The following is a 22194-nucleotide window of genomic DNA, read 5'->3' as shown; positions in this document are numbered from 1 at the left end:
GTAAAGTGTGCGCTCTGGTGAGAAAGGCATCAATTAAGCGTAGGACGTAATCATTAGCCTGAGAGTAATAATCAAGGTAAAGAAATGTGATCGGGATCAGTTCATGTTTCGGAAAAACGGGCTAAACGGGGTACAATTCGGAAGGTATAGTTAATTTCTGACAAGAATCAGCATCGCCCTTATGACCCAAATCATTCCCTCAGACTTCGACATTGCAGCCGAAGAGAGCGCAGAGTTCGTGCCCATGCGCGGTGTGGCTAACCCTCACCTGCAAACCATGCTGCCGCGCCTGATCCGCCGCAAGGTGCAGTTCAACCCCCACTGGCAGCGCATTGACCTGCCGGACGGTGACTTTTTGGATCTCGCCTGGAGCGAAGATCCGGATCGGGCCAGACATAAGCCCCGTCTGGTGGTGTTTCACGGCCTGGAAGGCAGCCTGCACAGCCCTTACGCACACGGTCTCATTGAGGCGGCGAAAGCCCGCGGCTGGCTTGGGGTGGTGATGCATTTTCGCGGATGCAGCGGCGAGCCTAACCGTCAGAAACGCATTTATCACTCGGGTGAAACCGAGGACGGCTCCTGGTTCCTGCGCTGGCTAAGAGACAATTTCGGCGAAGCACCAACGGCAGCGGTGGGGTATTCGCTGGGCGGGAATATGCTGGCCTGCCTGCTGGCGAAGGAGAGCGACGCCGTACCGCTGGATGCGGCGGTGATTGTCTCTGCGCCCTTTATGCTGGAGCAGTGCAGTTATCATATGGAAAAGGGGTTTTCGCGGGTCTATCAGCGCTACCTGCTCAACCTGCTGAAAGCCAACGCCGCACGTAAACTTAAGGCCTATCCGGATACGCTGCCTGTGACGCTGCAACAGCTCAAACGCGTGAAGCGCCTGCGCGAGTTTGATGATTTGATCACCTCGAAAATTCACGGCTTTGCCGATGCGATTGACTATTACCGTCAGTGCAGCGCCATGCCTTTACTGAATCAAATCACGAAACCCACGCTGATTATCCACGCCAAAGACGATCCGTTTATGGATCATCACTCGATCCCCGCCCCTGACTATCTGCCGGATAACGTGGAGTATCAGCTCACCGAGTTCGGCGGGCACGTGGGCTTTGTTGGCGGCACGCTGCGTCGGCCAAAAATGTGGCTTGAGACGCGTATACCCGACTGGTTAACGGCCTATCTGGACGGTAAAAAATGATTATTCCCTGGCAGGATCTCTCTCCCGAGACGCTCGATAATCTGATTGAAAGCTTTGTCTTGCGCGAAGGCACCGATTATGGTGAACATGAACGTTCGCTTGAACAAAAGGTCAACGATGTGAAGCGCCAGCTTAAAAGCGGCGAGGTGGTGTTGGTATGGTCCGAACTGCATGAGACGGTGAATATCATGCCCCGCAACGCGTTTCATGGCTGATCTTACACTTTTCCAGTCAGGGAGTTGCTATGTCTGCCAGACATCCGGTTATTGCCGTTACGGGTTCGAGTGGGGCGGGAACCACTACCACCAGCCTCGCCTTCCGCAAGATTTTCGCCCAGCTTAACTTACGGGCGGCAGAGGTAGAGGGCGACAGCTTTCACCGCTACACGCGCCCGGAGATGGATATGGCCATCCGCAAGGCGCGCGATCTGGGTAAACACATCAGCTATTTTGGCCCGGAGGCCAATGACTTCGGCCTGCTGGAGCAAACCTTCCGTGAATACGGGCAGAGCGGCACCGGGCAGTCCCGCAAGTATCTCCATACCTACGATGAAGCCGTGCCCTGGAACCAGGTCCCCGGCACGTTCACGCCCTGGCAGCCGCTGCCGGAACCGACCGACGTGCTGTTTTACGAAGGGCTACACGGCGGCGTGGTCACGCCTCAACACGACGTCGCGCGTCACGTAGATCTGCTGGTCGGCGTGGTGCCGATTGTTAACCTTGAATGGATCCAGAAGCTGACGCGTGACATGAGCGAGCGCGGCCATTCGCGAGAGGCGGTAATGGATTCGGTGGTGCGCTCCATGGAAGATTACATCAACTTCCTGACGCCGCAGTTCTCCCGAACCCACATTAACTTCCAGCGCGTCCCCACCGTGGACACCTCCAACCCGTTCGCCGCAAAAAGCATCCCTTCCCTGGACGAGAGCTTTGTGGTGATCCACTTCCGCAACCTGGAAGGCATCGATTACCCCTGGCTGCTGGCGATGCTACAAGGTTCGTTTATTTCGCACATGAATACGTTAGTGGTACCGGGCGGAAAAATGGGGCTGGCGATGGAGCTGATCATGACGCCGCTGGTGCAGCGGCTGATGGAAGGAAAGCAAATCGCGTGAGTTGTTTTGCCCGGTGGCGCTGCGCTTACCGGGCCTACGGGCGTGCTTTTGTAGGGCGGGTAAGCGAAGCGCCACCCGCCAAAAATTAAGCCTCGATCACTTCATACGAATGGGTGATGTTTACCGCTTTCTCCAGCATTAGCGCCACAGAGCAGTATTTCTCCGCAGACAGGTCAACCGCACGCGAGACCGCCGCATCCTTCAGTTCTTTGCCGGTGACGATAAAGTGCAGATTAATATGCGTGAACAGACGTGGCGCCTCTTCGCGACGTTCTGACGTCAGCTTCACTTCACAATCGGTCACGTCATGACGGCCTTTTTGCAGGATCGACACCACGTCGATCGCACTGCATCCACCTGCCGCCATCAGCACCATTTCCATCGGGCTGGGGGCTTTATCGCCGGAGTTGCCATCCATCAAAACCTGGTGCCCGGAAGCAGACTCGCCCAGGAACGTTAACCCTTCAACCCATTTCACACGCGCTTGCATATTCACTCACTCCAACGTTGCATTTTTTATGACAGATTACGTGTACGTTACATTTCTCGCAACGGAAGGCGACCTGCGTCATGCTGAAGCGAGACACCAGGAGACACGCGGCGAAAGCTATGCTAAAACACTCTGGATGCTACAGTAATACATTGACGTTACACATGTATGCAGAGGACATCAAACTTTACTGGCTGCGAAACGTTACGACAGCCGACTTCCCAGGTATGGGTAAGAATTCGATTGCAACCCCAGAGTCCGGATGCATCTTATGACTCTGGTGACAGCTTATAACAGAGGATAACAGCGCATGGTGCTTGGCAAACCGCAAACAGACCCGACTCTCGAATGGTTCTTGTCTCATTGCCACATTCATAAGTACCCATCAAAGAGCACGCTGATTCACCAGGGTGAAAAAGCGGAAACGTTGTATTACATCGTTAAAGGCTCGGTGGCCGTGCTGATCAAAGATGAAGAAGGGAAAGAGATGATCCTTTCTTATCTGAACCAGGGCGATTTTATCGGTGAACTGGGCCTGTTTGAAGAAGGCCAGGAACGTAGCGCCTGGGTTCGTGCAAAAACAGCATGTGAAGTGGCTGAAATTTCTTACAAGAAATTCCGTCAGCTGATTCAGGTCAACCCTGACATCCTGATGCGTCTTTCTTCCCAGATGGCACGCCGTCTGCAAGTGACCTCTGAGAAGGTGGGTAACCTCGCCTTCCTGGACGTGACCGGTCGTATCGCGCAGACTCTGTTGAACCTGGCGAAACAGCCAGACGCCATGACCCACCCTGATGGTATGCAAATTAAAATTACCCGCCAGGAAATCGGTCAGATCGTCGGCTGCTCCCGTGAAACAGTGGGCCGTATCCTGAAGATGCTGGAAGACCAGAACCTGATCTCCGCCCACGGTAAAACCATCGTGGTTTACGGGACCCGTTAATTCCGGTAAAACGGCGTGCCGCCGCAGGGTGGCACGCCGTTTTTGTCTCTACTCCTTATGTGGCGCAGGCTGATCTATCACCCGGAAGTTAACTACGCACTGCGACAAACGCTGGTGTTGTGTCTTCCCGTGGCCGTGGGCCTGATCCTCGGACATCTTCAGCAAGGCCTGCTGTTTTCCCTCGTGCCCGCCTGCTGCAACATTGCCGGTCTGGACACCCCGCATAAACGCTTTTTCAAACGCCTGATTATTGGCGGCTGCCTGTTTGCCGGCTGTAGCCTTGCCGTGCAACTCTTACTGGCCCGCGACATTCCTCTGCCGCTGATCCTGACCGTGCTGGCGATGACGCTTGGCGTAACCGCTGAAATCAGCTCGCTGCACGCCCGCCTGCTTCCTGCGTCGCTGATTGCCGCCATCTTCACCTTAAGCCTTGCGGGCAATATGCCGGTGTGGGAGCCATTGCTGATCTACGCCCTCGGCACGCTGTGGTACGGGCTGTTTAACTGGTTCTGGTTCTGGTTGTGGCGGGAACAGCCGCTTCGCGAATCCCTGAGCCTGCTCTACGTGCAGCTTGCTGAATACTGTGAAGCAAAATACACCCTGCTCACCCAGCATACCGACCCGGAAAAATCCCTGCCGCCGCTGCTGGCACGCCAGCAAAAAGTGGTGGATCTGATCAGCCAGTGCTATCAGCAGTTGCACATGCTTGCCGCCAACAAAAATCATGAATATAAGCGGCTGCTGCGTACCTTCCAGGTCGGGCTGGATTTGCAGGAGCATATTTCCGTCAGCCTTCATAATCCGGAAGAGGTGCAAAAGCTGGTGGAGTGCAGCCATGCGGAAGCGGTGATCCGCTGGAACGCGCAGACCGTCGCGGCGCGCCTGCGGGTGCTGGCTGAGGATATCCTCTATCACCGCTATCCGACGCGCTTTAACATGGACAAACAGCTCGGCGCGCTGGAAAAGATTGCGCGTCAGCACGCGGATAACCCGGTCGGGCAGTTTGCCGCCTGGCATTTCAGCCGCATCGCCCGGGTGTTGCGCACCCAGCGCCCGCTTTATGCCCGGGACCTGATGGCCGATAAGCAAAAACGACTGCCGTTGCTGCCTGCGCTCAAAAGCTACCTGTCGCTGAAGTCTTCCGCCTTGCGCAACGCCGCAAGAATTAGCGTCATGCTCAGCATCGCCAGCCTGATGGGAATGGCCCTGCACCTGCCGAAACCCTACTGGATCTTAATGACCGTGCTGTTTGTCACCCAGAACGGCTATGGTGCCACGCGGGTGCGCATTCTGCATCGGGCGGGCGGCACGATGGCGGGGCTGATTATCGCGGGCGTAACGTTGCACTTCCACGTGCCGGAAGGGTATACGCTGGTCGGCATGCTGGCGATTACGATGGTGAGTTATCTGATCATCCGTAAAAACTACGGCTGGGCGACGGTGGGCTTTACGGTAACGGCGGTGTACACCCTGCAGTTGCTTACGCTCAACGCCGATCAGTTAATTATTGCCCGCCTGGTCGATACCCTGATTGGCTGCCTGATCGCCTTTGGCGGCATGGTCTGGCTGTGGCCGCAGTGGCAAAGTGGATTACTGAGGCAAAACGCCCACGACGCGCTGGAGGCGGATCAGCAGGCCATTCGCCTGATCCTGAGCGACGACCCGCAGCCGTCTCCACTGGCCTACGAGCGCATGAAGGTCAACCAGGCGCATAATGCCCTGTTCAACTCCCTTAACCAGGCCATGCAGGAGCCGGGCTTCAACTCGCACTATCTGGCAGACATGAAGCTGTGGGTCACGCACAGCCAGTTTATCGTCGAACACATCAATGCCATGACCACGCTGGCGCGCGAGCACACCATGCTGACGCCGGATCTGGCGCAGCGCTATTTGCAGTCGTGTGAAATTGCCCTCCAGCGCTGTCAGCAGCGTCTGGAGTACGACGCGCCGGGCGAGTCAGGGGATTCGAACATTCTGGAAGCGCCGGAGACGCTGACCCACGGGCCGATGAGCACCCTTGAGCAGCATTTACAGCGCGTTCTCGGGCATCTCAACACCATGCACACCATTTCGTCGGTGGCATGGCGTCAGCGTCCGCATCACGGGATATGGTTAACGCGCCGGTTAAAACGAACCGCGTATTAGCCTCTGACGATCTTCGCCACCGCCGCGGCAAAACGGGTTAACCCGTCTTCGATGTCTTTGTCTTCCACCACCAGCGACGGCGCGAAGCGCATCACGTCCGGCCCGGCGTTGAGCACCATGACGCCTTCGTGTGCGGCGGCGTGCAGGAAATCGCGCGCGCAGCCTTTGTACTGAGGTTTCAGCTCGGCGCCGATCAGCAGTCCCATTCCGCGGATGTCGCTGAAGACATCAAACTGTTCGTCAATCTGCTGAAGATGTTTCACAAAAAGGGCGCGTTTCGCATTCACGCCATTCAGGACGTCCGGCGTATTAATGATGTCGAACGCCGCTCCCGCCACGGCGCACGCCAGCGGATTACCGCCGTAAGTGGAGCCGTGTGAGCCCACATGAAATGCGGAAGCAATATCCTGGGTGGTTAGCACCGCGCTGACCGGGAAACCGCCGCCGAGCGCTTTCGCGCTGGTCAGAATATCCGGCGTTACGCCGTAGTGCATATAAGCGAACAGGTCTCCGGTACGCCCCATCCCACACTGCACTTCATCAAACACCAGCAGCGCCTGGTGCTCGTCGCACAGTTCGCGCAGCCCTTGCAGAAATTCCGGGGTGGCCGCCGTGACGCCGCCTTCCCCCTGAATGGGTTCGACCACCACGGCACAGGTGTGATCGTCCATCACCGCTTTAACGGCGTGCAGATCGTTAAACGGCACGTGGATGATATCCGCAGGTTTCGGACCAAAGCCGTCGGAATACTTCGGCTGGCCGCCAACGGAAACGGTAAAGAACGAGCGACCGTGGAAGGCGTTATGGAAGGCGATGATTTTGGTTTTGTACGGACTATGACGCGTGGTTGCGTAGTAGCGCGCAAGCTTAAAGGCGGTTTCGTTGGCTTCGGTGCCGGAGTTCATAAACAGCACGCGTTCGGCGAAGGTGGCATCGATGATCTTACGCCCCAGACGCAGCGCCGGTTCGTTAGTGAACACGTTGCTGGTGTGCCACAGCGTTTCGCCCTGCGCTTTCAGCGCGTCCACCAGCGCAGGATGGCAATGGCCCAGCGCCGTCACCGCAATACCGCCTGCGAAATCAACATACTCGTTGCCCTGCTGATCCCAGACGCGGCTGCCTCTCCCTTTCACCGGGATAAACTCAGCCGGTGCATAAATCGGCAGGATCACTTCATCGAATGTCGCGCGGGTAATTGCTGGTTGTTCAGTTGCCATGTCATGACCATCCATTTTTATGTCACAGTGATTGTGAAAATATAATCACAAAATATGCATAAAAAATCACAACAAGGCAACAGATATTCAGCGATTAAGGAAATTGGCCAGCAGCGCGTGCCCCTGTTCGCTGAGAATGCTTTCCGGGTGGAACTGCACCCCTTCCAGATCGTACTCGCGGTGGCGAATGCCCATGATTTCCCGTGTCTCACTCCAGGCTGTCACTTCAAAGTCTGCGGGCAGGGTCGGCGGATCAATCACCAGAGAATGGTAGCGCGTCACGGTTAACGGATTGTTTAGCCCCAGGAACACGCCGGTACCGGTGTGCGTGACCGGAGAGGTTTTGCCGTGCATGACTTTCGCGGCACGGACAATGCTGGCGCCAAAGACCTGCGCAATGGCCTGGTGACCCAGGCAGACGCCCAGAATCGGCAGCTTGCCCGCATAGTGGCGGATTACCTCCAGCGAGATACCGGACTCCGACGGCGTACACGGCCCGGGCGAAATCACGATTTTCTGGGGCGCCAGCGCGTCAATGTCAGCCAGCGCGATCTCATCGTTACGGCGGACAACCACCTCTGCCCCCAGTTCACAAAAATACTGGTAAAGGTTCCAGGTAAAGGAATCGTAGTTATCAATCAGCAGAATCATGGCGGCTCCTGAAAAAATGGCCGCCCTATTTTACTCAGATCCCCGCGCTTCGCTCACAACTTTGGCAAAGATAGCATTCAGGGCGGTCAGATCACCCATCGCCCCGCTCTGGTTGGCGGATGCCCAGTCGTCCGGGTCGATCCCCTGCCAGTTCAGCACGTAGCCCGCATGGATAGCCAGCTGTTCAAAGAAGATCCGCTGAGCCACGCCATTACCGCTCATAAACGGATGTAGCATGTTGATTTCACAGTAGTAATGACTGATTCTGTCTGTAAACTCTTCTTTCTGAAGGCCCACAAGATATTTATCGCTTTCCAGCGAAGCCATCAGCTCATTACCCACCTTCTCGATGTACTCGAAATGGCAAAATGGAATGTCGCCCTTGGAGATATCGGCGGTGCGCAGCTCGCCAGCGCCTTTCATTTCGTTGCGGAATAAATGGCGGTGAATAAGGCACAGATGGGGTAAACCCGGTGCAGAAGGCCCCAGTGCCAGCATCTCGATATCGGGTTCAGCGGGACCCTTGCCTTTTTCAAGGAGGCAACTGGCCTGAAGATTGGCGCTACGCTGTTGCTCCCAGAGTCGGGATTTTTGCTTGTCGGTGAGTTTTTTCACTACGCCTCCCTGAATAGTCCGTTTGCCACAAGTATAAGCAGCAAAACGCGCTTTCGCAGGGAGGGCGGAAAGACACGGGCAGGATGTGCCCGTGTGAGGGAACGATTACGGCAGCACTTTCGCGGAGAGAATCACCACTGGCTTAGACGGCACATTCTGGTATGGACCGACATCGTGAGTCTGAACCTGAGAGATCTTGTCCGCCACGTCCATGCCTTTCACCACTTTACCGAACACCGCGTAGCCAAAGTCGCGCTGGCCGTGGTCCAGGAAGGCGTTATCCGCCACATTGAGGAAGAACTGGCTGGTGGCGCTGTCTTTATCCGCCGTACGCGCCATAGAAATGGTGCCGCGCTTGTTCAGCAGGCCGTTATCCGCTTCATTTTTGATTGGCGGGTTAGGCTTTTTCTGCTGCATCTGCTCGTTGAAACCGCCGCCCTGAATCATAAAGCCCGGGATCACGCGGTGGAACGTGGTGTTGTTATAAAAACCACTGTTCACGTAGTCGAGGAAGTTTTTCACGGAAACAGGGGCTTTCTGGCTATCCAGCTCCAGCTCAATATTCCCCGCAGAGGTAGTCAGCAGGACGTGAGGGTCTCCTTTGGCTGCCAGCGCAGCAGGGGAAACGGCAGAAAGAGCAAACACAGCTGCGACAGCCGCCAGTGTTGATTTGAGCATGAGAATTCCTTAACAAAGCGCAGTATAAAAAGCGAATGGCTTGATTCTAAAGAGCAGTATGACCCCAGACCAGTCTTTTACCTAATTTTACGAAATTGAAACAATTATTACCGCGCAAACGATTGTTCACCCCGCGATGTAATGTGATCTCCATCACGTTAAAGCCTGCAATTGTGCTCAATATTTTCTGAAAAGATTTAATTAGATCACTTTCGCGACTAAAATCTGCCCGCTCAAACGCAGTCATTGCGTTTTTCTTTACTTTTAACAGGCCAGACATGACTAACAGCAATCGCATCAAGCTCACATGGATCAGCTTCTTCTCCTACGCCCTGACCGGCGCGTTGGTGATCGTCACCGGGATGGTGATGGGAAATATCGCAGACTACTTCCAGTTGCCCGTTTCCAGCATGAGCAATACCTTCACTTTCCTGAACGCGGGGATCCTGATCTCTATTTTCCTTAATGCCTGGCTGATGGAAATCGTGCCGCTGAAAACCCAGCTGCGCTTCGGCTTCGTGCTGATGGTTGCCGCCGTGGCGGGCCTGGTGCTGAGCCACAGCATCGCCCTCTTCTCTGCCGCCATGTTCGTGCTGGGCCTGGTGAGCGGGATCACCATGTCGATCGGTACGTTCCTGATCACCCATATGTATGAAGGCCGCCAGCGCGGCGCGCGTCTGCTGTTTACCGACTCCTTCTTCAGCATGGCCGGGATGATTTTCCCGATGGTCGCCGCGTATCTTCTGGCGCGCAGCATTGAGTGGTACTGGGTGTACGCCTGCATTGGTCTGGTCTATGTCGCGATCTTTATTCTCACCTTCGGCTGCGAGTTCCCGGTGCTGGGCAAAAAAGCGCAGACCACGTCTGAGCCAGTTGCGAAAGAAAAATGGGGTATCGGCGTACTGTTCCTTTCCATCGCCGCGCTGTGTTACATCCTCGGCCAGCTGGGCTTTATCTCCTGGGTTCCTGAATACGCGAAAGGTCTGGGCATGAGTCTGAACGACGCGGGTAGACTGGTGAGCGATTTCTGGATGTCTTACATGTTCGGCATGTGGGCGTTTAGCTTTATCCTGCGCTTCTTCGACCTGCAACGGATCCTGACCGTTCTGGCGGGTCTGGCAACCGTGCTGATGTATCTGTTCATCAACGGTTCCCCGGAGCATATGCCGTGGTTCATCCTGACCCTGGGCTTCTTCTCCAGCGCGATTTATACCTCGATCATCACCCTTGGCTCTCTTCAGACCAAAGTGGCCTCGCCAAAGCTGGTGAACTTCGTGCTGACCTGCGGCACCATCGGCACCATGCTGACCTTCGTGGTCACGGGCCCAATTGTGGCGCACAGCGGCCCGCTGGCGGCGCTGCATACCGCTAACGGTCTGTACGCCGTGGTGTTCATCATGTGCTTCGTGCTGGGCTTTGTGACCCGTCACCGTCAACACAACCCGGCAACAGCTACCCACTAATCGCCGTAACCCCTTTGCGTACTGCAAAGGGGTTTTCCCCTGCTCACCCGCCCCGCCCGCCGATGGGTAAAAAACCCCACCAAAATTGTGCGAAAAACAAGCAAGCACAAAAATCAAACAATATCCGTCACTTATAAAAATCCTGACAAATCATAGATATACCCCCTAAGGGGTAGGTGAAGGCGTATTTGATTTGCATCAATAAGTGCCCCTGCTGAATCGTTAAGGTAGGCAGTAATAGAAAAGAAATCGAGGCAAAAATGAGCAAAGTCAGACTCGCTATCATCGGTAACGGCATGGTCGGCCACCGCTTTATTGAGGATCTTCTCGATAAAGCCGATGCTAACCAGTTCGATATTACCGTGTTCTGTGAAGAACCCCGCAAGGCGTACGACCGTGTGCACTTGTCTTCCTACTTCTCTCACCATACCGCCGAAGAACTCTCTCTGGTGCGCGAAGGTTTCTACGAGAAGCATGGCGTAAAAGTGCTGGTGGGCGAACGCGCTATCACCATCAACCGTCAGGAGAAAGTGATCCACTCCAGCGCCGGACGCACGGTTTTTTACGATAAGCTGATCATGGCGACAGGCTCGTATCCGTGGATCCCACCGATTAAAGGTTCGGAAACCCAGGATTGCTTCGTTTACCGTACCATTGAAGACCTCAACGCCATTGAATCCTGCGCACGTCGAAGCAAACGCGGCGCGGTTGTCGGTGGTGGTCTGCTGGGTCTGGAAGCGGCAGGCGCACTGAAAAACCTCGGCGTTGAAACCCACGTCATCGAATTTGCCCCGATGCTGATGGCGGAACAGCTGGACCATATGGGTGGCGACCAGCTACGCCGTAAAATCGAAAGCATGGGCGTGAAGGTTCACACCAGCAAGAACACTAAAGAGATCGTGCAGGAAGGCACTGAAGCGCGTAAAACCATGCGCTTTGCCGACGGCAGCGAGCTGGAAGTGGATTTCATCGTCTTCTCCACCGGCATTCGCCCGCGCGACAAGCTGGCTACTCAGTGCGGTCTGGCCGTTGCGCAGCGCGGCGGGATCATGATCAACGATACCTGCCAGACCTCCGATCCGGACATCTACGCCATCGGCGAATGCGCCAGCTGGAATAACCGCGTATACGGTCTGGTTGCACCTGGGTACAAAATGGCGCAGGTCGCCGTTGACCATATCCTCGGCAGCGAAAACGCCTTCACCGGCGCAGACATGAGCGCCAAGCTGAAGCTGCTGGGCGTGGACGTGGGCGGTATTGGCGATGCGCATGGTCGCACCCCGAACTCCCGCAGCTATGTTTATCTGGACGAAAGCAAAGAAGTCTACAAACGTCTTATCGTCAGCCAGGACAACAAAACCCTGCTCGGGGCGGTGCTGGTGGGCGACACCAGCGACTTCGGCAACCTGCTCCAGCTGGTGCTGAACGCCATTGATCTGCCGGAAAACCCAGACGCGCTGATCCTCCCGGCGCACGCCTCCAGCGGTAAGCCGTCCATTGGCGTGGATAAACTGCCGGACAGCGCGCAAATCTGCTCCTGCTTCGACGTGACCAAAGGCATGCTGATCTCCGCCATTAACAAAGGCTGCCACACCGTTGCGGCACTGAAAGCGGAAACCAAAGCCGGGACCGGCTGCGGCGGCTGTATCCCGCTGGTCACCCAGGTTCTGAACGCCGAGCTGGCAAAACAGGGCATTGAAGTGAACAACAACCTGTGCGAGCACTTCGCTTACTCTCGCCAGGAGCTGTATCACCTGATCCGCGTGGAGGGCATTAAATCCTTCGACGAACTGCTGGAGAAACACGGCCAGGGCTACGGCTGTGAAGTATGTAAGCCTACCGTCGGTTCCCTGCTGGCGTCCTGCTGGAACGAATATGTGCTCAAACCAGAACACACTCCGCTTCAGGACACCAACGATAACTTCCTGGCCAATATTCAGAAAGACGGGACTTACTCGGTGATCCCGCGTTCTGCCGGGGGAGAAATTACCCCTGAGGGGCTGGTCGCCGTGGGCCGTATCGCCCGTGAGTTTAATCTGTACACCAAAATCACCGGTTCCCAGCGTATCGGCCTGTTTGGTGCGCAGAAAGATGATCTGCCGGAAATCTGGCGTCAGCTGATTGAGGCGGGCTTCGAAACCGGTCACGCGTACGCCAAGGCGCTGCGCATGGCGAAAACCTGCGTGGGCAGCACCTGGTGCCGCTACGGCGTGGGCGACAGCGTGGGCTTCGGCGTCGAGCTGGAAAACCGCTACAAAGGCATCCGTACGCCGCACAAAATGAAGTTCGGCGTCTCAGGGTGTACCCGTGAATGTGCGGAAGCACAGGGTAAAGACGTGGGTATTATCGCCACCGAGAAAGGCTGGAACCTGTACGTGTGCGGTAACGGCGGGATGAAACCTCGCCACGCCGATCTGCTGGCTGCCGATCTCGATCGCGATACGCTGATCAAATACCTCGACCGCTTCATGATGTTCTACATTCGTACCGCCGATAAGCTGACCCGTACCGCGTCCTGGCTGGATAATCTCGAAGGCGGCATCGACTACCTGAAGTCAGTCATTATCGACGACAAGCTGGGCCTGAATGAACAGCTGGAATCCGAGATGACTCGCCTGCGCGAGGCGGTTATCTGCGAGTGGACCGAAACCGTGAACACGCCAGCGGCGCAGACGCGCTTCAAACACTTTATCAACAGCACCCAGCGCGACCCGAACGTGCAGGTGGTGCCGGAGCGCGAACAGCATCGTCCAGCGACCCCGTATGAACGTATTCCGGTGATGCTGGTGGAGGAAAACGCATGAGCCAGTGGGTAAACATCTGCAACATTAACGACATTCTGCCAGCAACCGGCGTCTGTGCCCTGCTGGGCAACGAGCAGGTGGCGATTTTCCGCCCTCGCCACGATGAACAGGTTTTTGCCATCAGCAATATCGACCCGTTCTTCGAGGCCAGCGTGCTCTCCCGCGGTCTGATTGCGGAGCACCAGGGCGAACTGTGGGTTGCCAGCCCGCTGAAAAAGCAGCGCTTCCGCTTAACCGACGGGCGCTGCATGGAAGATGAAAGCTTCTCGGTCAAACACTACGACGTCCGCGTGAAGGACGGCGAGGTGCAGCTGAAAGCGTAACCCCTCGCCTTTTCAATAGGAAAGGCTTATGACCCCTTATGGGTAACGGCAGGAAAAACCGTATGTTCTGTACGATTCCTGCTGTTATCCTGACGTCAATTCTTCCCCCGCCATGAATGCTGTGAGGTAACGTCGTGGATCACCTGCCGATTTTTTGTCAATTACGCAACCGCGACTGCCTGCTCGTGGGCGGCGGCGATGTGGCTGAACGCAAGGCGCGCCTGCTGTTAGAGGCGGGCGCCCGACTGACCGTTAACGCCCTCACCTTCGCCCCACAGTTTGACGTCTGGGCGCAGGAAGGGATGCTCACGCAGGTGCAGGGCGAATTTGATGAATCCCTGCTGGATACTTGCTGGCTGACCATCGCCGCAACGGATAACGATGACGTTAACCAGCGCGTCAGCGACGCCTGCGAAGCGCGCCGCATCTTCTGTAACGTGGTGGATGCGCCGAAAGAGGCGAGCTTTATCATGCCATCCATTATCGACCGCTCGCCGCTGATGATTGCGGTGTCGTCCGGTGGCCGCTCGCCCGTTCTTGCCCGTCTGCTGCGGGAAAAACTGGAAGCCGTGCTGCCTCAACACCTTGGTCAGATTGCCCATTACGCCGGGCAGCTGCGTTCCCGCGTGAAGCAAACCTTCGCAACCGTGGGCGAACGCCGTCGCTTCTGGGAGAAGTTCTTTGTCAACGACAGGCTGGCGCAGTCGCTGGCCAATCAGGACGCCAAAGCGGTTGAAGAGACGACCGAGCAACTCCTCTCTGAACCGCTGGATCATCGCGGTGAAGTGGTACTGGTGGGCGCAGGTCCCGGCGATGCGGGCTTGCTGACGCTGAAGGGTCTCCAGCAGATCCAGCAGGCGGACATCGTGGTATATGACCGTCTGGTCTCTGATGACATCATGAATCTGGTGCGCCGCGATGCTGACCGCGTGTTCGTCGGCAAACGGGCAGGTTATCACTGCGTACCGCAGGAGGAGATCAACCAGATCCTGCTGCGGGAAGCGCAAAAAGGTAAGCGCGTGGTGCGTTTGAAAGGGGGCGATCCGTTTATCTTTGGTCGCGGCGGCGAGGAGCTGGAAACTCTCTGCAACGCGGGCATTCCGTTCTCCGTGGTGCCGGGCATTACGGCGGCATCCGGCTGTTCTGCCTATTCCGGCATTCCGTTAACCCATCGCGACTATGCCCAGAGCGTGCGCCTGGTGACGGGCCACCTGAAAACTGGCAGCGAGCTGGACTGGCATAATCTGGCCGCTGAAAAGCAGACGTTGGTCTTCTATATGGGGCTAAATCAGGCAGCCACGATTCAGGCGAAACTGCTGGAGCACGGCATGGAAGCAGATATGCCGGTCGCACTGGTAGAAAACGGTACCGCCATTACGCAGCGCGTGGTCGATGGCGTACTGACGCAGCTGGGCGAGCTGGCGCAGCAGGTTGAAAGCCCGGCGCTGATCGTGGTGGGCCGCGTGGTAGCACTGCGTGAAAAACTGAACTGGTTCTCCAGCCACTAACGCACAATCTCTCTCCCGGGAGTAGTCTTGAAGCGGACTACTCCCTTCTTACCTCAGTCGATAACATACCGCCCGCGTAATGGAACTTTTCCATTTATTCCCTCGTGTTACATCCAATTTTTTGATTTTATTGACAAGGAATGCGTATGTTCAAACTGGCAAAAGCTGCCGTACTGGTCGGCCTGTTAACAACTCTGACGGCCTGCACCGGTCACGTTCAAAATACTAAAAATAATTGCAGCTACGATTACCTGCTGCATCCGGCGATCTCCATTTCGAAGATCATTGGCGGTTGCGGCCCGGCGGCACAGCAGTAAGCGTTTTTCAGGCGTAAAAAAACCGGGGATTTCCCGGTTTTTTTTTCGTCAGTTTTGTCGGGTGGCGGCTCCGCCTTACCCGACCTACACGGTCCCGTAGGCCGGGTAAGCGTAAGCGCCACCCGGCAAAGCGGCTTAAGGTTTCGCCACAAACCCAATCGCCTCGTACACCGCTTTCAGGGTTTCGGAGGCGCGCGCGCTGGCTTTTTCCGCGCCCTCTTTCATCACTTTTTGCAGGAAAGCTTCGTCGTTACGGTAACGGTGATAGCGCTCCTGCAACTCGGTCAGCATGCCGGAAACGGCGTCTGCCACTTCACCTTTCAGGTGGCCGTACATTTTGCCTTCAAAGTGTTTTTCCAGCTCAGGGATGCTCTGTCCGGTCACACCGGAGAGAATGTCCAGCAGGTTGGATACGCCCGCTTTGTTCTGCACGTCGTAGCGCACCACTGGCGGCTCGTCGGAGTCGGTCACCGCACGCTTGAGCTTTTTCACCACCGATTTCGGATCTTCCAGCAGGCCGATAACGTTGTTGCGGTTATCGTCAGACTTGGACATCTTTTTGGTCGGCTCCAGCAGCGACATCACGCGCGCGCCGGATTTCGGAATAAACGGCTCAGGCACTTTGAACACGTCGCCGTAAAGCGCATTGAAGCGCTGGGCGATATCGCGGCTCAGCTCCAGGTGCTGCTTCTGGTCTTCACCCACTGGTACCTGGTTGGTCTGGTACAGCAGAATATCTGCCGCCATCAGCACCGGATAATCAAACAGACCGGCGTTGATGTTTTCAGAGTAGCGCGCAGATTTATCCTTGAACTGGGTCATGCGGCTCAGCTCGCCGAAATAGGTGTAGCAGTTCAGCGCCCAGCCCAGCTGCGCGTGCTCTGGCACGTGAGACTGAACAAAAATGGTGCTCTTCTCGGGATCGATACCGCACGCCAGGTACAGCGCCAGCGTATCGAGCGTCGCCTTGCGCAGCTTCTCGGGATCCTGACGCGCGGTGATAGCATGCAAATCCACGATGCAGTAAATGCAGTGGTAGTCATCCTGCATGCTCACCCACTGACGTAACGCACCCATGTAGTTACCAATGGTCAGTTCACCTGAAGGCTGTGCGCCACTAAAAACGATGGGCTTAGTCATTATTCAATTCCTGATGTTCACTGTGCGAGAGCCCGAGTGCGGGCAACAAATCTTTGAAGTGGTCGAACACAACGTCCGGCTCACTCAGCGTAATGGCTTCACCGTAGTTGTAGCCGTAGGTCAACCCAACAGACGGGCAACCTGCCGCTCTGGCAGCCAGAATATCATTGCGGGAATCCCCGACAAAGAGCAGCTCCGCAGGCGCTAAGGATAATTTTCCTGCCACCAGCAATAGCGGTTCCGGATGCGGCTTTTTATTCTGCACGTCATCGCCGCCCACAATTACGGAGAAGTATTTCGCGATATCCAGCGCTTCCAGCAGAGGCGCAACGAACGGTGTTGGCTTGTTGGTCACCAGCCCCAGCGGGATGCCTTTCGCATGTAGCGCGCTCAGCGTTTCAGCGACATCCGGGAACAGGAAGCTGCCCTCTTCGACGGTCTCTTCGTAGAAACGGTCGAACAGTTTGCGCAGAATACGCTGCTGCTCATCCTGGGGAATATCCGCGTGGTCAACACTCGGTTTCCCTTGCGCAGAACGCTGAGAGGCACGTTCCTGACGAGCCCAGGTCAGCGCGCGCTCCATCAGCACGTCTGCACCGTTACCAATCCACCTCACGACGCGCTCTTCGCCCGCAACGGGGAGTTCAAGGGCATACAGCGCCTGATCGACGGCGCGGGTTAATCCTGGCGCGCTGTCGACCAGCGTGCCGTCGAGGTCAAATGCTACACCCCGAATAGCCTGCAATTTATCCATGACTTACCTTCGCCAGTTCACGGCGCATTTCATCAATGACTTTTTTGTAATCCGGTTGATCGAAGATGGCGGAGCCTGCGACGAACATATCCGCCCCTGCCGCCGCAATCTCACCGATGTTATTGACCTTCACGCCGCCGTCCACTTCCAGACGAATATCATAGCCAGACTCATCAATGCGGCGGCGCACTTCACGCAGCTTGTCGAGCGTCTGAGGAATAAACGACTGGCCGCCAAAGCCCGGGTTGACGGACATCAGCAGAATTACGTCCAGCTTGTCCATCACGTAGTCGAGATAGCTCAGCGGGGTCGCCGGGTTAAAGACCAGTCCCGCCTTACAGCCGTTCTCTTTGATCAGCTGTAGCGTGCGGTCAACGTGTTCGGAGGCTTCCGGGTGGAAAGTGATGATGCTGGCACCCGCCGCGGCGAAATCAGGCACGATGCGGTCAACCGGTTTCACCATCAGATGCACGTCAATGGGCGCGGTGATCCCGTAGTTACGCAGTGCTTTAAGCACCATCGGACCGATGGTCAGGTTGGGAACGTAGTGGTTATCCATAACGTCGAAATGGACGACATCCGCGCCAGCCGCGAGAGCTTTGGCAGTGTCTTCACCCAGGCGGGCAAAATCGGCCGACAGAATTGAGGGGGCAATCAAAAACTGTTTCATCCGCATCTCCTTGAAATGTGTTTACCGGCGGGCAAAGGCTCAGGGTCGATAAAGCGCCAGAAGTTCGTCCACCTTTTTACGTGTGCCGCCGTTGCTGCTAATGCTACGCCGCACTTTTACCTGAAAATGCTTCGCGGCTTTGTACCATTCGCGCGTATCAGGCGTGTCGTGATTCGAAATTAACACCGGAATTCTTTTGCTGACCAGCTTTTCCGCCATCTCAGCCAGACGCGCCTGCTCGGCCGGGCTGAAGCTGTTGGTGTGGTAGGCGGTGAAATTTGCCGTGGCAGACAGCGGCGCGTAAGGCGGGTCGCAGTAGACCACCGAGTTTACGCCCGCCAGCTCCATGCACTCTTCATAGGAGAGACAGTAGAACTCGGCATTCTGCGCTTTTTCAGCAAAGTGATACAGCTCGTCCTGCGGGAAATAGGGACGCTTATAGCGGCCAAACGGCACGTTAAACTCGCCACGCAGATTATACCGGCACAGACCGTTGTAGCCATGGCGGTTGAGATAAAGAAACAACAGCGCGCGACGGAACGGGTCCTGGCTCTGATTAAACTCAGCGCGGAACTGATAGTAAATGTCCGGGTTGTTGTTCTCTGGCGTAAACAGCTTCCGCGCCTCTTCCACATACTCATCGGTACGCAGTTTGACGATGTTATAGAGGCTGATAAGGTCGCTGTTGATATCCGCCAGGATATAACGAGAAAAATCGGTATTCAGGAATACCGATCCAGCACCCACGAAGGGCTCGATAAGACACTCGCCTTTCGGCAGGTGCTTTTTAATATCGTCGAGCAGGGGGTATTTCCCCCCTGCCCATTTAAGAAAAGCGCGATTTTTTTTCATGCTGACTAACTGATTACACCTTCTCCGGCTGTGGAGAAAGCTCCGACAGCATCCTGCGCTTTAAACATTACTTCAGATCGGCCTGCACCTGATGAATTGGCTTCGCCCACGGGTTTTTCGCCTGCACATCGGCAGGCAGCGTGGAGACGGCTCGTTTTGCTTCATCTTTTGAGGCATAAACTCCGCTTACCAGAACGTACCAAGGCTGTCCGTTACGGGTCGTCTGATAAACCACATAGTTTTTCAGATTCGATTTCTTCGCCCAGGCGTTGAGGTTGTCGTAGTTAGACGAACTGCTCAGCTGCAACGTGTAGTTGCTGGATGATGCGGATTTCAGAGAACCCACGTTACCCGTCGTTTTACCTGCCGCGGTGCTGGATGCGCTAGCGGTTGGCGTAGCAGCCGGTGCCGCAGTTGCAGCAGGCGCGGTTGTGGTCGCCGTTGCTTTAGGTGCAGCGGTTGCCGCAGGCGTTGGCGCTTTAACCGGTTGGCTCACCGCAGGTTTTGTCTGCGCTGGCGCTTTCGTTTCTGGCGCTTTTGCCACGGTCTGCGGTTTCGTCTCACGCTTCGGCTCAATCACAGCCTGCTTACGCTCCTGACGCGGCGCAGTCTGGGTATGGCGCGGTTTGGTTTCCGTTGCCGCCGTTTGCTGCTGGGCATTGCTGCCATGAACTGGCGCAACGGTGGCAGGTTCAGTAGGCAGCGTGGAGTTCACCACGGCAGCGTTAACCTGCTCCTGATTCTGCGGCTGCGTCAGCGCGTTATTCAGATCGCCCTGAACTTCAACACGCTGCTGGCCCTCCGGCGTAACAGGCGCCTGGCCCTGAGTTGGGGTCGCAGAGACGGGCGGCAGAGAGATATCCTGACCGGCGCTGGTGTTACCTGCGGTCTGCTCTGCGGAAGTGGTGCCCGGCGCTGGCTGAGCGCCATTCGCCTGGTTGCTCGCATCGTTACCAGACAGGTCGATGCTCTTCTCGGCAGACGCTGTCTGCTCGGTAGAATGGGTAGAAGGTGCTTTTAGCGCGGAACCAATGCCGACAATCAGCAATACCAGAACCAAAACGCCAAGGCCCATCATGATGTACTGACGGGAGGCCGGTTTTGCCGCTACCGCTTTTTTACGTTTGCGCGGACGACGTTCAACAGGCTGTTCATCCATTAACTCTTCTTCGGATTCATACTCCTCGTCTTCACGCTCATTTCGCGCATTACGGCTACGCGAAGGGCGACGATCGTCTGCATCCAGATCGACATCGTCAAAGTTGATCTGCGGCTCGTTATCACGTTCTGAAGATTGACGAGAACGACCAGTACGACGATCGCTGGGATCGGGTTTCAGCTCGTCTTCTGGTTTGAATTCATCCATTTAACACCCCACTCAAAGGCTTCTGCCAACGACTCTGCATTTACCTGAAGCTAAACGACCACCTGTTACAGCAGCCTGACCTTTCTAGTTGTTACGCCTGCTGACAATCAGCAATAGCGCCAAGTACGACTTCGTGCGGCACTCCGCCGCGCACTTCACTTTTCCCTATTGCAAGCGGGAGTACCAGACGCATCTCACCTGCCAATACTTTTTTATCGCGCATCATGTGGGGAAGGTACGCTTGCGCAGACATTTCCTGCGGACCATTCACCGGCAAGCCAGCACGTTTAAGCAACGTGATGATACGTGCTGTCTCTTCCGGCCTGAACTGCCCCAGACGTTCAGAGGCACGGGCCGCCATGACCATTCCGGCAGCGACAGCTTCACCGTGAAGCCAGTTACCGTAGCCCATTTCGGCTTCGATCGCATGACCAAACGTATGCCCCAGATTCAGTAAAGCACGTAAGCCGGTTTCACGCTCATCTGCGGCAACGACTTCTGCTTTCAGCTCACAGCACCGGCGAATACAGTAGGCCATTGCCTGCCCATCGAGGCGCAGCAGCGCATCCATATTCTCTTCCAGCCAGGTGAAGAACTCACCGTCAAGAATAATGCCGTATTTGATCACTTCTGCAAGGCCGGACGCCAGTTCGCGCGCTGGCAAGGTTTGCAGACAGTCGAGATCCACCACCACCGATGCAGGCTGGTAGAACGCGCCAATCATGTTTTTGCCGAGCGGATGGTTAACCGCCGTTTTACCGCCCACAGAAGAATCGACCTGTGAGAGCAACGTGGTTGGAATTTGAATAAAGCGCACACCGCGCTGGTAGCTGGCGGCTGCAAAACCGGTCAGATCGCCCACAACGCCGCCGCCCAGGGCAAGCAGTGTTGTATCACGACCGTGCGGTTTTTGCAGAAGTGCGGTAAAGACGGTATCCAGTACCGTCAGGCTTTTGTACTGCTCGCCATCGGGCAGAATCACACTGTCGACCTTCACGCCCGCCTGCTCAAGCAGGTGGCGTACACGGTCGAGATAAAGCGGAGCCAGCGTCTCGTTGGTGACCAGCATCGCCTGATCACCCGCTTTCAGTGGTAAGAAGGAAGCTGGATCGTTAAACAAACCAGCCGCGATGGTGATAGGGTAACTACGTTCCCCGAGAGTAACTGTAATCCTCTCCATGACGCGACATCCACCTTAAATGCTTTTACCCGCAGGCGAGTGTATATAAAGCCAGAATCAGTTGCTTTCCAGCATATGAATAATCTGGTTTGCAACCACTTTAGCGCTTTGATCGTCAGTACGAATGGTCACATCAGCAATCTCTTCGTACAGAGGATTGCGTTCATCGGCCAAAGCTTCCAGAACTTCACGTGGCGGTGTTTCAACCTGCAACAACGGGCGCTTTTTATCACGCTGCGTGCGTGCCAGCTGTTTTTCGATGGTCGTCTCAAGATAGACCACTACGCCACGGGCGGAGAGACGGTTGCGGGTTTCGCGAGATTTTACAGAGCCGCCGCCTGTTGCCAGCACAATGCCCTGTTTTTCCGTGAGTTCGTTGATCACTTTTTCTTCTCGGTCACGGAAACCTTCTTCGCCTTCTACGTCGAAGACCCAGCCCACATCCGCTCCGGTTCGTTTCTCAATCTCTTGATCAGAATCGTAAAATTCCATATTGAGTTGTTGAGCTAACTGACGCCCAATAGTGCTTTTGCCGGCACCCATAGGCCCAACCAGAAAGATATTGCGTTTCTCTGCCATTTTTTCGGTACTACTAAGACTATTCGTTAATGGTAATCCCCGCTGCGCAGACACCCGGCGTAGCAGGACATGAACTGAAACCTCATTTGCAATAGAGCGAGAGTCAGACGAAAAATTATCTCAATACTCCGGCTTGTTTGGCAACTGATTAAATCACCGTTCCCGGCGCATAAGGAAATAA

The 22194-nt window shown here is 55.8% G+C and carries 22 protein-coding genes; 10 read left to right on the top strand and 12 right to left on the bottom strand.

Annotated elements, in window-relative coordinates:
• Nucleotides 1-181: 181 nt before the first annotated feature.
• The 3 genes from ACOTXC_RS15225 to ACOTXC_RS15215 are packed head-to-tail and all read left to right on the top strand — an operon-like array spanning nucleotide 182 to nucleotide 2318.
• On the top strand, nucleotides 182-1204 hold the full coding sequence (locus ACOTXC_RS15225; RefSeq protein ID WP_048966613.1) for a hydrolase: 1023 nt from the start codon (nucleotides 182-184) through the stop codon (nucleotides 1202-1204).
• Nucleotides 1201-1419, top strand: a complete 219-nt coding sequence (locus ACOTXC_RS15220; protein ID WP_180243393.1) for a YheU family protein — start codon at nucleotides 1201-1203, stop codon at nucleotides 1417-1419. Before ACOTXC_RS15225 ends, ACOTXC_RS15220 begins: the two co-directional genes overlap by 4 nt.
• Before the next feature lie 29 nt (nucleotides 1420-1448).
• The gene (locus tag ACOTXC_RS15215) at nucleotides 1449-2318 is read left to right on the top strand and encodes a phosphoribulokinase (protein ID WP_003861663.1); all 870 of its coding nucleotides are present in this window, start codon (nucleotides 1449-1451) and stop codon (nucleotides 2316-2318) included.
• Between the two features lie 85 nt (nucleotides 2319-2403).
• On the opposite strand, the gene ACOTXC_RS15210 is transcribed toward ACOTXC_RS15215, so the two are convergent.
• Nucleotides 2404-2808, bottom strand: coding sequence for an OsmC family protein (locus ACOTXC_RS15210; RefSeq protein ID WP_022649609.1), 405 nt, complete (start codon nucleotides 2806-2808; stop codon nucleotides 2404-2406).
• Between the two features lie 310 nt (nucleotides 2809-3118).
• Here ACOTXC_RS15210 and crp point away from each other — a divergent pair, with 310 nt between their 5' ends.
• Nucleotides 3119-3751: a cAMP-activated global transcriptional regulator CRP gene (gene crp / locus ACOTXC_RS15205; RefSeq protein ID WP_000242758.1), complete on the top strand. Its 633-nt coding sequence runs from the start codon at nucleotides 3119-3121 to the stop codon at nucleotides 3749-3751.
• Nucleotides 3752-3808: 57 nt separating this feature from the next.
• Complete coding sequence (locus ACOTXC_RS15200; RefSeq protein WP_421767809.1) at nucleotides 3809-5896, top strand: YccS/YhfK family putative transporter; 2088 nt, start codon at nucleotides 3809-3811, stop codon at nucleotides 5894-5896.
• Here ACOTXC_RS15200 and argD read toward each other — a convergent pair.
• The 4 genes from argD to ppiA form a co-directional block, all read right to left on the bottom strand.
• Nucleotides 5893-7113 (bottom strand): bifunctional acetylornithine/succinyldiaminopimelate transaminase, encoded by a 1221-nt coding sequence (gene argD, locus ACOTXC_RS15195; RefSeq protein WP_421767806.1) that lies wholly within the window; start codon nucleotides 7111-7113, stop codon nucleotides 5893-5895. The genes ACOTXC_RS15200 and argD overlap by 4 nt on opposite strands.
• An 87-nt stretch (nucleotides 7114-7200) precedes the next feature.
• On the bottom strand, nucleotides 7201-7764 hold the full coding sequence (gene pabA, locus ACOTXC_RS15190) for an aminodeoxychorismate synthase component 2 (protein WP_165716080.1): 564 nt from the start codon (nucleotides 7762-7764) through the stop codon (nucleotides 7201-7203).
• 30 nt (nucleotides 7765-7794) lie between these two features.
• Nucleotides 7795-8379 (bottom strand): putative adenosine monophosphate-protein transferase Fic, encoded by a 585-nt coding sequence (locus ACOTXC_RS15185; protein ID WP_165716079.1) that lies wholly within the window; start codon nucleotides 8377-8379, stop codon nucleotides 7795-7797.
• A 105-nt stretch (nucleotides 8380-8484) separates the two neighbouring features.
• A complete protein-coding gene (gene ppiA, locus ACOTXC_RS15180; protein WP_022649614.1) occupies nucleotides 8485-9057 on the bottom strand; it encodes a peptidylprolyl isomerase A in 573 nt (190 codons plus the stop codon).
• A 278-nt stretch (nucleotides 9058-9335) separates the two neighbouring features.
• On the opposite strand from ppiA, the gene tsgA reads away from it, so the two are divergent.
• From tsgA to ACOTXC_RS15155, 5 genes are all read left to right on the top strand, one after another.
• On the top strand, nucleotides 9336-10520 hold the full coding sequence (tsgA, locus tag ACOTXC_RS15175) for an MFS transporter TsgA (protein WP_165716078.1): 1185 nt from the start codon (nucleotides 9336-9338) through the stop codon (nucleotides 10518-10520).
• Nucleotides 10521-10780: 260 nt separating this feature from the next.
• Nucleotides 10781-13324, top strand: a complete 2544-nt coding sequence (nirB, locus tag ACOTXC_RS15170) for a nitrite reductase large subunit NirB (RefSeq protein ID WP_165716077.1) — start codon at nucleotides 10781-10783, stop codon at nucleotides 13322-13324.
• Nucleotides 13321-13647: a nitrite reductase small subunit NirD gene (gene nirD, locus ACOTXC_RS15165; protein WP_022649617.1), complete on the top strand. Its 327-nt coding sequence runs from the start codon at nucleotides 13321-13323 to the stop codon at nucleotides 13645-13647. Before nirB ends, nirD begins: the two co-directional genes overlap by 4 nt.
• Before the next feature lie 134 nt (nucleotides 13648-13781).
• The gene (cysG, locus tag ACOTXC_RS15160) at nucleotides 13782-15155 is read left to right on the top strand and encodes a siroheme synthase CysG (protein ID WP_022649618.1); all 1374 of its coding nucleotides are present in this window, start codon (nucleotides 13782-13784) and stop codon (nucleotides 15153-15155) included.
• 146 nt (nucleotides 15156-15301) lie between these two features.
• The gene (locus tag ACOTXC_RS15155; RefSeq protein ID WP_003861638.1) at nucleotides 15302-15472 is read left to right on the top strand and encodes a YhfL family protein; all 171 of its coding nucleotides are present in this window, start codon (nucleotides 15302-15304) and stop codon (nucleotides 15470-15472) included.
• 135 nt (nucleotides 15473-15607) lie between these two features.
• Here the strand turns inward: ACOTXC_RS15155 and trpS are convergent, their stop codons facing one another.
• The 7 genes from trpS to aroK all read right to left on the bottom strand — a co-directional run bounded on the left by trpS (nucleotide 15608) and on the right by aroK (nucleotide 22013).
• Nucleotides 15608-16612, bottom strand: a complete 1005-nt coding sequence (trpS, locus tag ACOTXC_RS15150) for a tryptophan--tRNA ligase (protein ID WP_023298773.1) — start codon at nucleotides 16610-16612, stop codon at nucleotides 15608-15610.
• Nucleotides 16605-17366: a phosphoglycolate phosphatase gene (gene gph, locus ACOTXC_RS15145; RefSeq protein WP_022649619.1), complete on the bottom strand. Its 762-nt coding sequence runs from the start codon at nucleotides 17364-17366 to the stop codon at nucleotides 16605-16607. The genes trpS and gph overlap by 8 nt, the downstream gene beginning before the upstream one ends.
• Nucleotides 17359-18036, bottom strand: a complete 678-nt coding sequence (gene rpe / locus ACOTXC_RS15140; protein WP_003861634.1) for a ribulose-phosphate 3-epimerase — start codon at nucleotides 18034-18036, stop codon at nucleotides 17359-17361. Before rpe ends, gph begins: the two co-directional genes overlap by 8 nt.
• A 39-nt stretch (nucleotides 18037-18075) precedes the next feature.
• Nucleotides 18076-18888, bottom strand: coding sequence for an adenine-specific DNA-methyltransferase (dam, locus tag ACOTXC_RS15135; RefSeq protein ID WP_022649620.1), 813 nt, complete (start codon nucleotides 18886-18888; stop codon nucleotides 18076-18078).
• A gap of 67 nt (nucleotides 18889-18955) precedes the next feature.
• On the bottom strand, nucleotides 18956-20254 hold the full coding sequence (gene damX, locus ACOTXC_RS15130; protein ID WP_022649621.1) for a cell division protein DamX: 1299 nt from the start codon (nucleotides 20252-20254) through the stop codon (nucleotides 18956-18958).
• Nucleotides 20255-20345: 91 nt separating this feature from the next.
• Nucleotides 20346-21434 (bottom strand): 3-dehydroquinate synthase, encoded by a 1089-nt coding sequence (gene aroB / locus ACOTXC_RS15125; protein WP_038416842.1) that lies wholly within the window; start codon nucleotides 21432-21434, stop codon nucleotides 20346-20348.
• A gap of 57 nt (nucleotides 21435-21491) precedes the next feature.
• On the bottom strand, nucleotides 21492-22013 hold the full coding sequence (gene aroK, locus ACOTXC_RS15120) for a shikimate kinase AroK (RefSeq protein WP_003861630.1): 522 nt from the start codon (nucleotides 22011-22013) through the stop codon (nucleotides 21492-21494).
• Between the last annotated feature and the right edge of the window lie 181 nt (nucleotides 22014-22194).

It is taken from the genome of Enterobacter cloacae complex sp. IR5428 (genome assembly GCF_049238585.1).
GTDB lineage: Bacteria > Pseudomonadota > Gammaproteobacteria > Enterobacterales > Enterobacteriaceae > Enterobacter > Enterobacter intestinihominis.
This window is presented reverse-complemented; position numbering and strand designations above follow the sequence as displayed.

Bases quoted from the DNA above. Each gene is read 5' to 3' on its own strand.
- ACOTXC_RS15225 (WP_048966613.1), top strand. From the start codon at position 182: ATGACCCAAATCATTCCCTCAGACTTCGACATTGCAGCCGAAGAGAGC.
- ACOTXC_RS15220 (WP_180243393.1), top strand. From the start codon at position 1,201: ATGATTATTCCCTGGCAGGATCTCTCTCCCGAGACGCTCGATAATCTG.
- ACOTXC_RS15215 (WP_003861663.1), top strand. From the start codon at position 1,449: ATGTCTGCCAGACATCCGGTTATTGCCGTTACGGGTTCGAGTGGGGCG.
- ACOTXC_RS15210 (WP_022649609.1), bottom strand. From the start codon at position 2,808: ATGCAAGCGCGTGTGAAATGGGTTGAAGGGTTAACGTTCCTGGGCGAG.
- crp (WP_000242758.1), top strand. From the start codon at position 3,119: ATGGTGCTTGGCAAACCGCAAACAGACCCGACTCTCGAATGGTTCTTG.
- ACOTXC_RS15200 (WP_421767809.1), top strand. From the start codon at position 3,809: ATGTGGCGCAGGCTGATCTATCACCCGGAAGTTAACTACGCACTGCGA.
- argD (WP_421767806.1), bottom strand. From the start codon at position 7,113: ATGGCAACTGAACAACCAGCAATTACCCGCGCGACATTCGATGAAGTG.
- pabA (WP_165716080.1), bottom strand. From the start codon at position 7,764: ATGATTCTGCTGATTGATAACTACGATTCCTTTACCTGGAACCTTTAC.
- ppiA (WP_022649614.1), bottom strand. From the start codon at position 9,057: ATGCTCAAATCAACACTGGCGGCTGTCGCAGCTGTGTTTGCTCTTTCT.
- tsgA (WP_165716078.1), top strand. From the start codon at position 9,336: ATGACTAACAGCAATCGCATCAAGCTCACATGGATCAGCTTCTTCTCC.
- nirB (WP_165716077.1), top strand. From the start codon at position 10,781: ATGAGCAAAGTCAGACTCGCTATCATCGGTAACGGCATGGTCGGCCAC.
- nirD (WP_022649617.1), top strand. From the start codon at position 13,321: ATGAGCCAGTGGGTAAACATCTGCAACATTAACGACATTCTGCCAGCA.
- ACOTXC_RS15155 (WP_003861638.1), top strand. From the start codon at position 15,302: ATGTTCAAACTGGCAAAAGCTGCCGTACTGGTCGGCCTGTTAACAACT.
- trpS (WP_023298773.1), bottom strand. From the start codon at position 16,612: ATGACTAAGCCCATCGTTTTTAGTGGCGCACAGCCTTCAGGTGAACTG.
- gph (WP_022649619.1), bottom strand. From the start codon at position 17,366: ATGGATAAATTGCAGGCTATTCGGGGTGTAGCATTTGACCTCGACGGC.
- rpe (WP_003861634.1), bottom strand. From the start codon at position 18,036: ATGAAACAGTTTTTGATTGCCCCCTCAATTCTGTCGGCCGATTTTGCC.
- dam (WP_022649620.1), bottom strand. From the start codon at position 18,888: ATGAAAAAAAATCGCGCTTTTCTTAAATGGGCAGGGGGGAAATACCCC.
- damX (WP_022649621.1), bottom strand. From the start codon at position 20,254: ATGGATGAATTCAAACCAGAAGACGAGCTGAAACCCGATCCCAGCGAT.
- aroB (WP_038416842.1), bottom strand. From the start codon at position 21,434: ATGGAGAGGATTACAGTTACTCTCGGGGAACGTAGTTACCCTATCACC.
- aroK (WP_003861630.1), bottom strand. From the start codon at position 22,013: ATGGCAGAGAAACGCAATATCTTTCTGGTTGGGCCTATGGGTGCCGGC.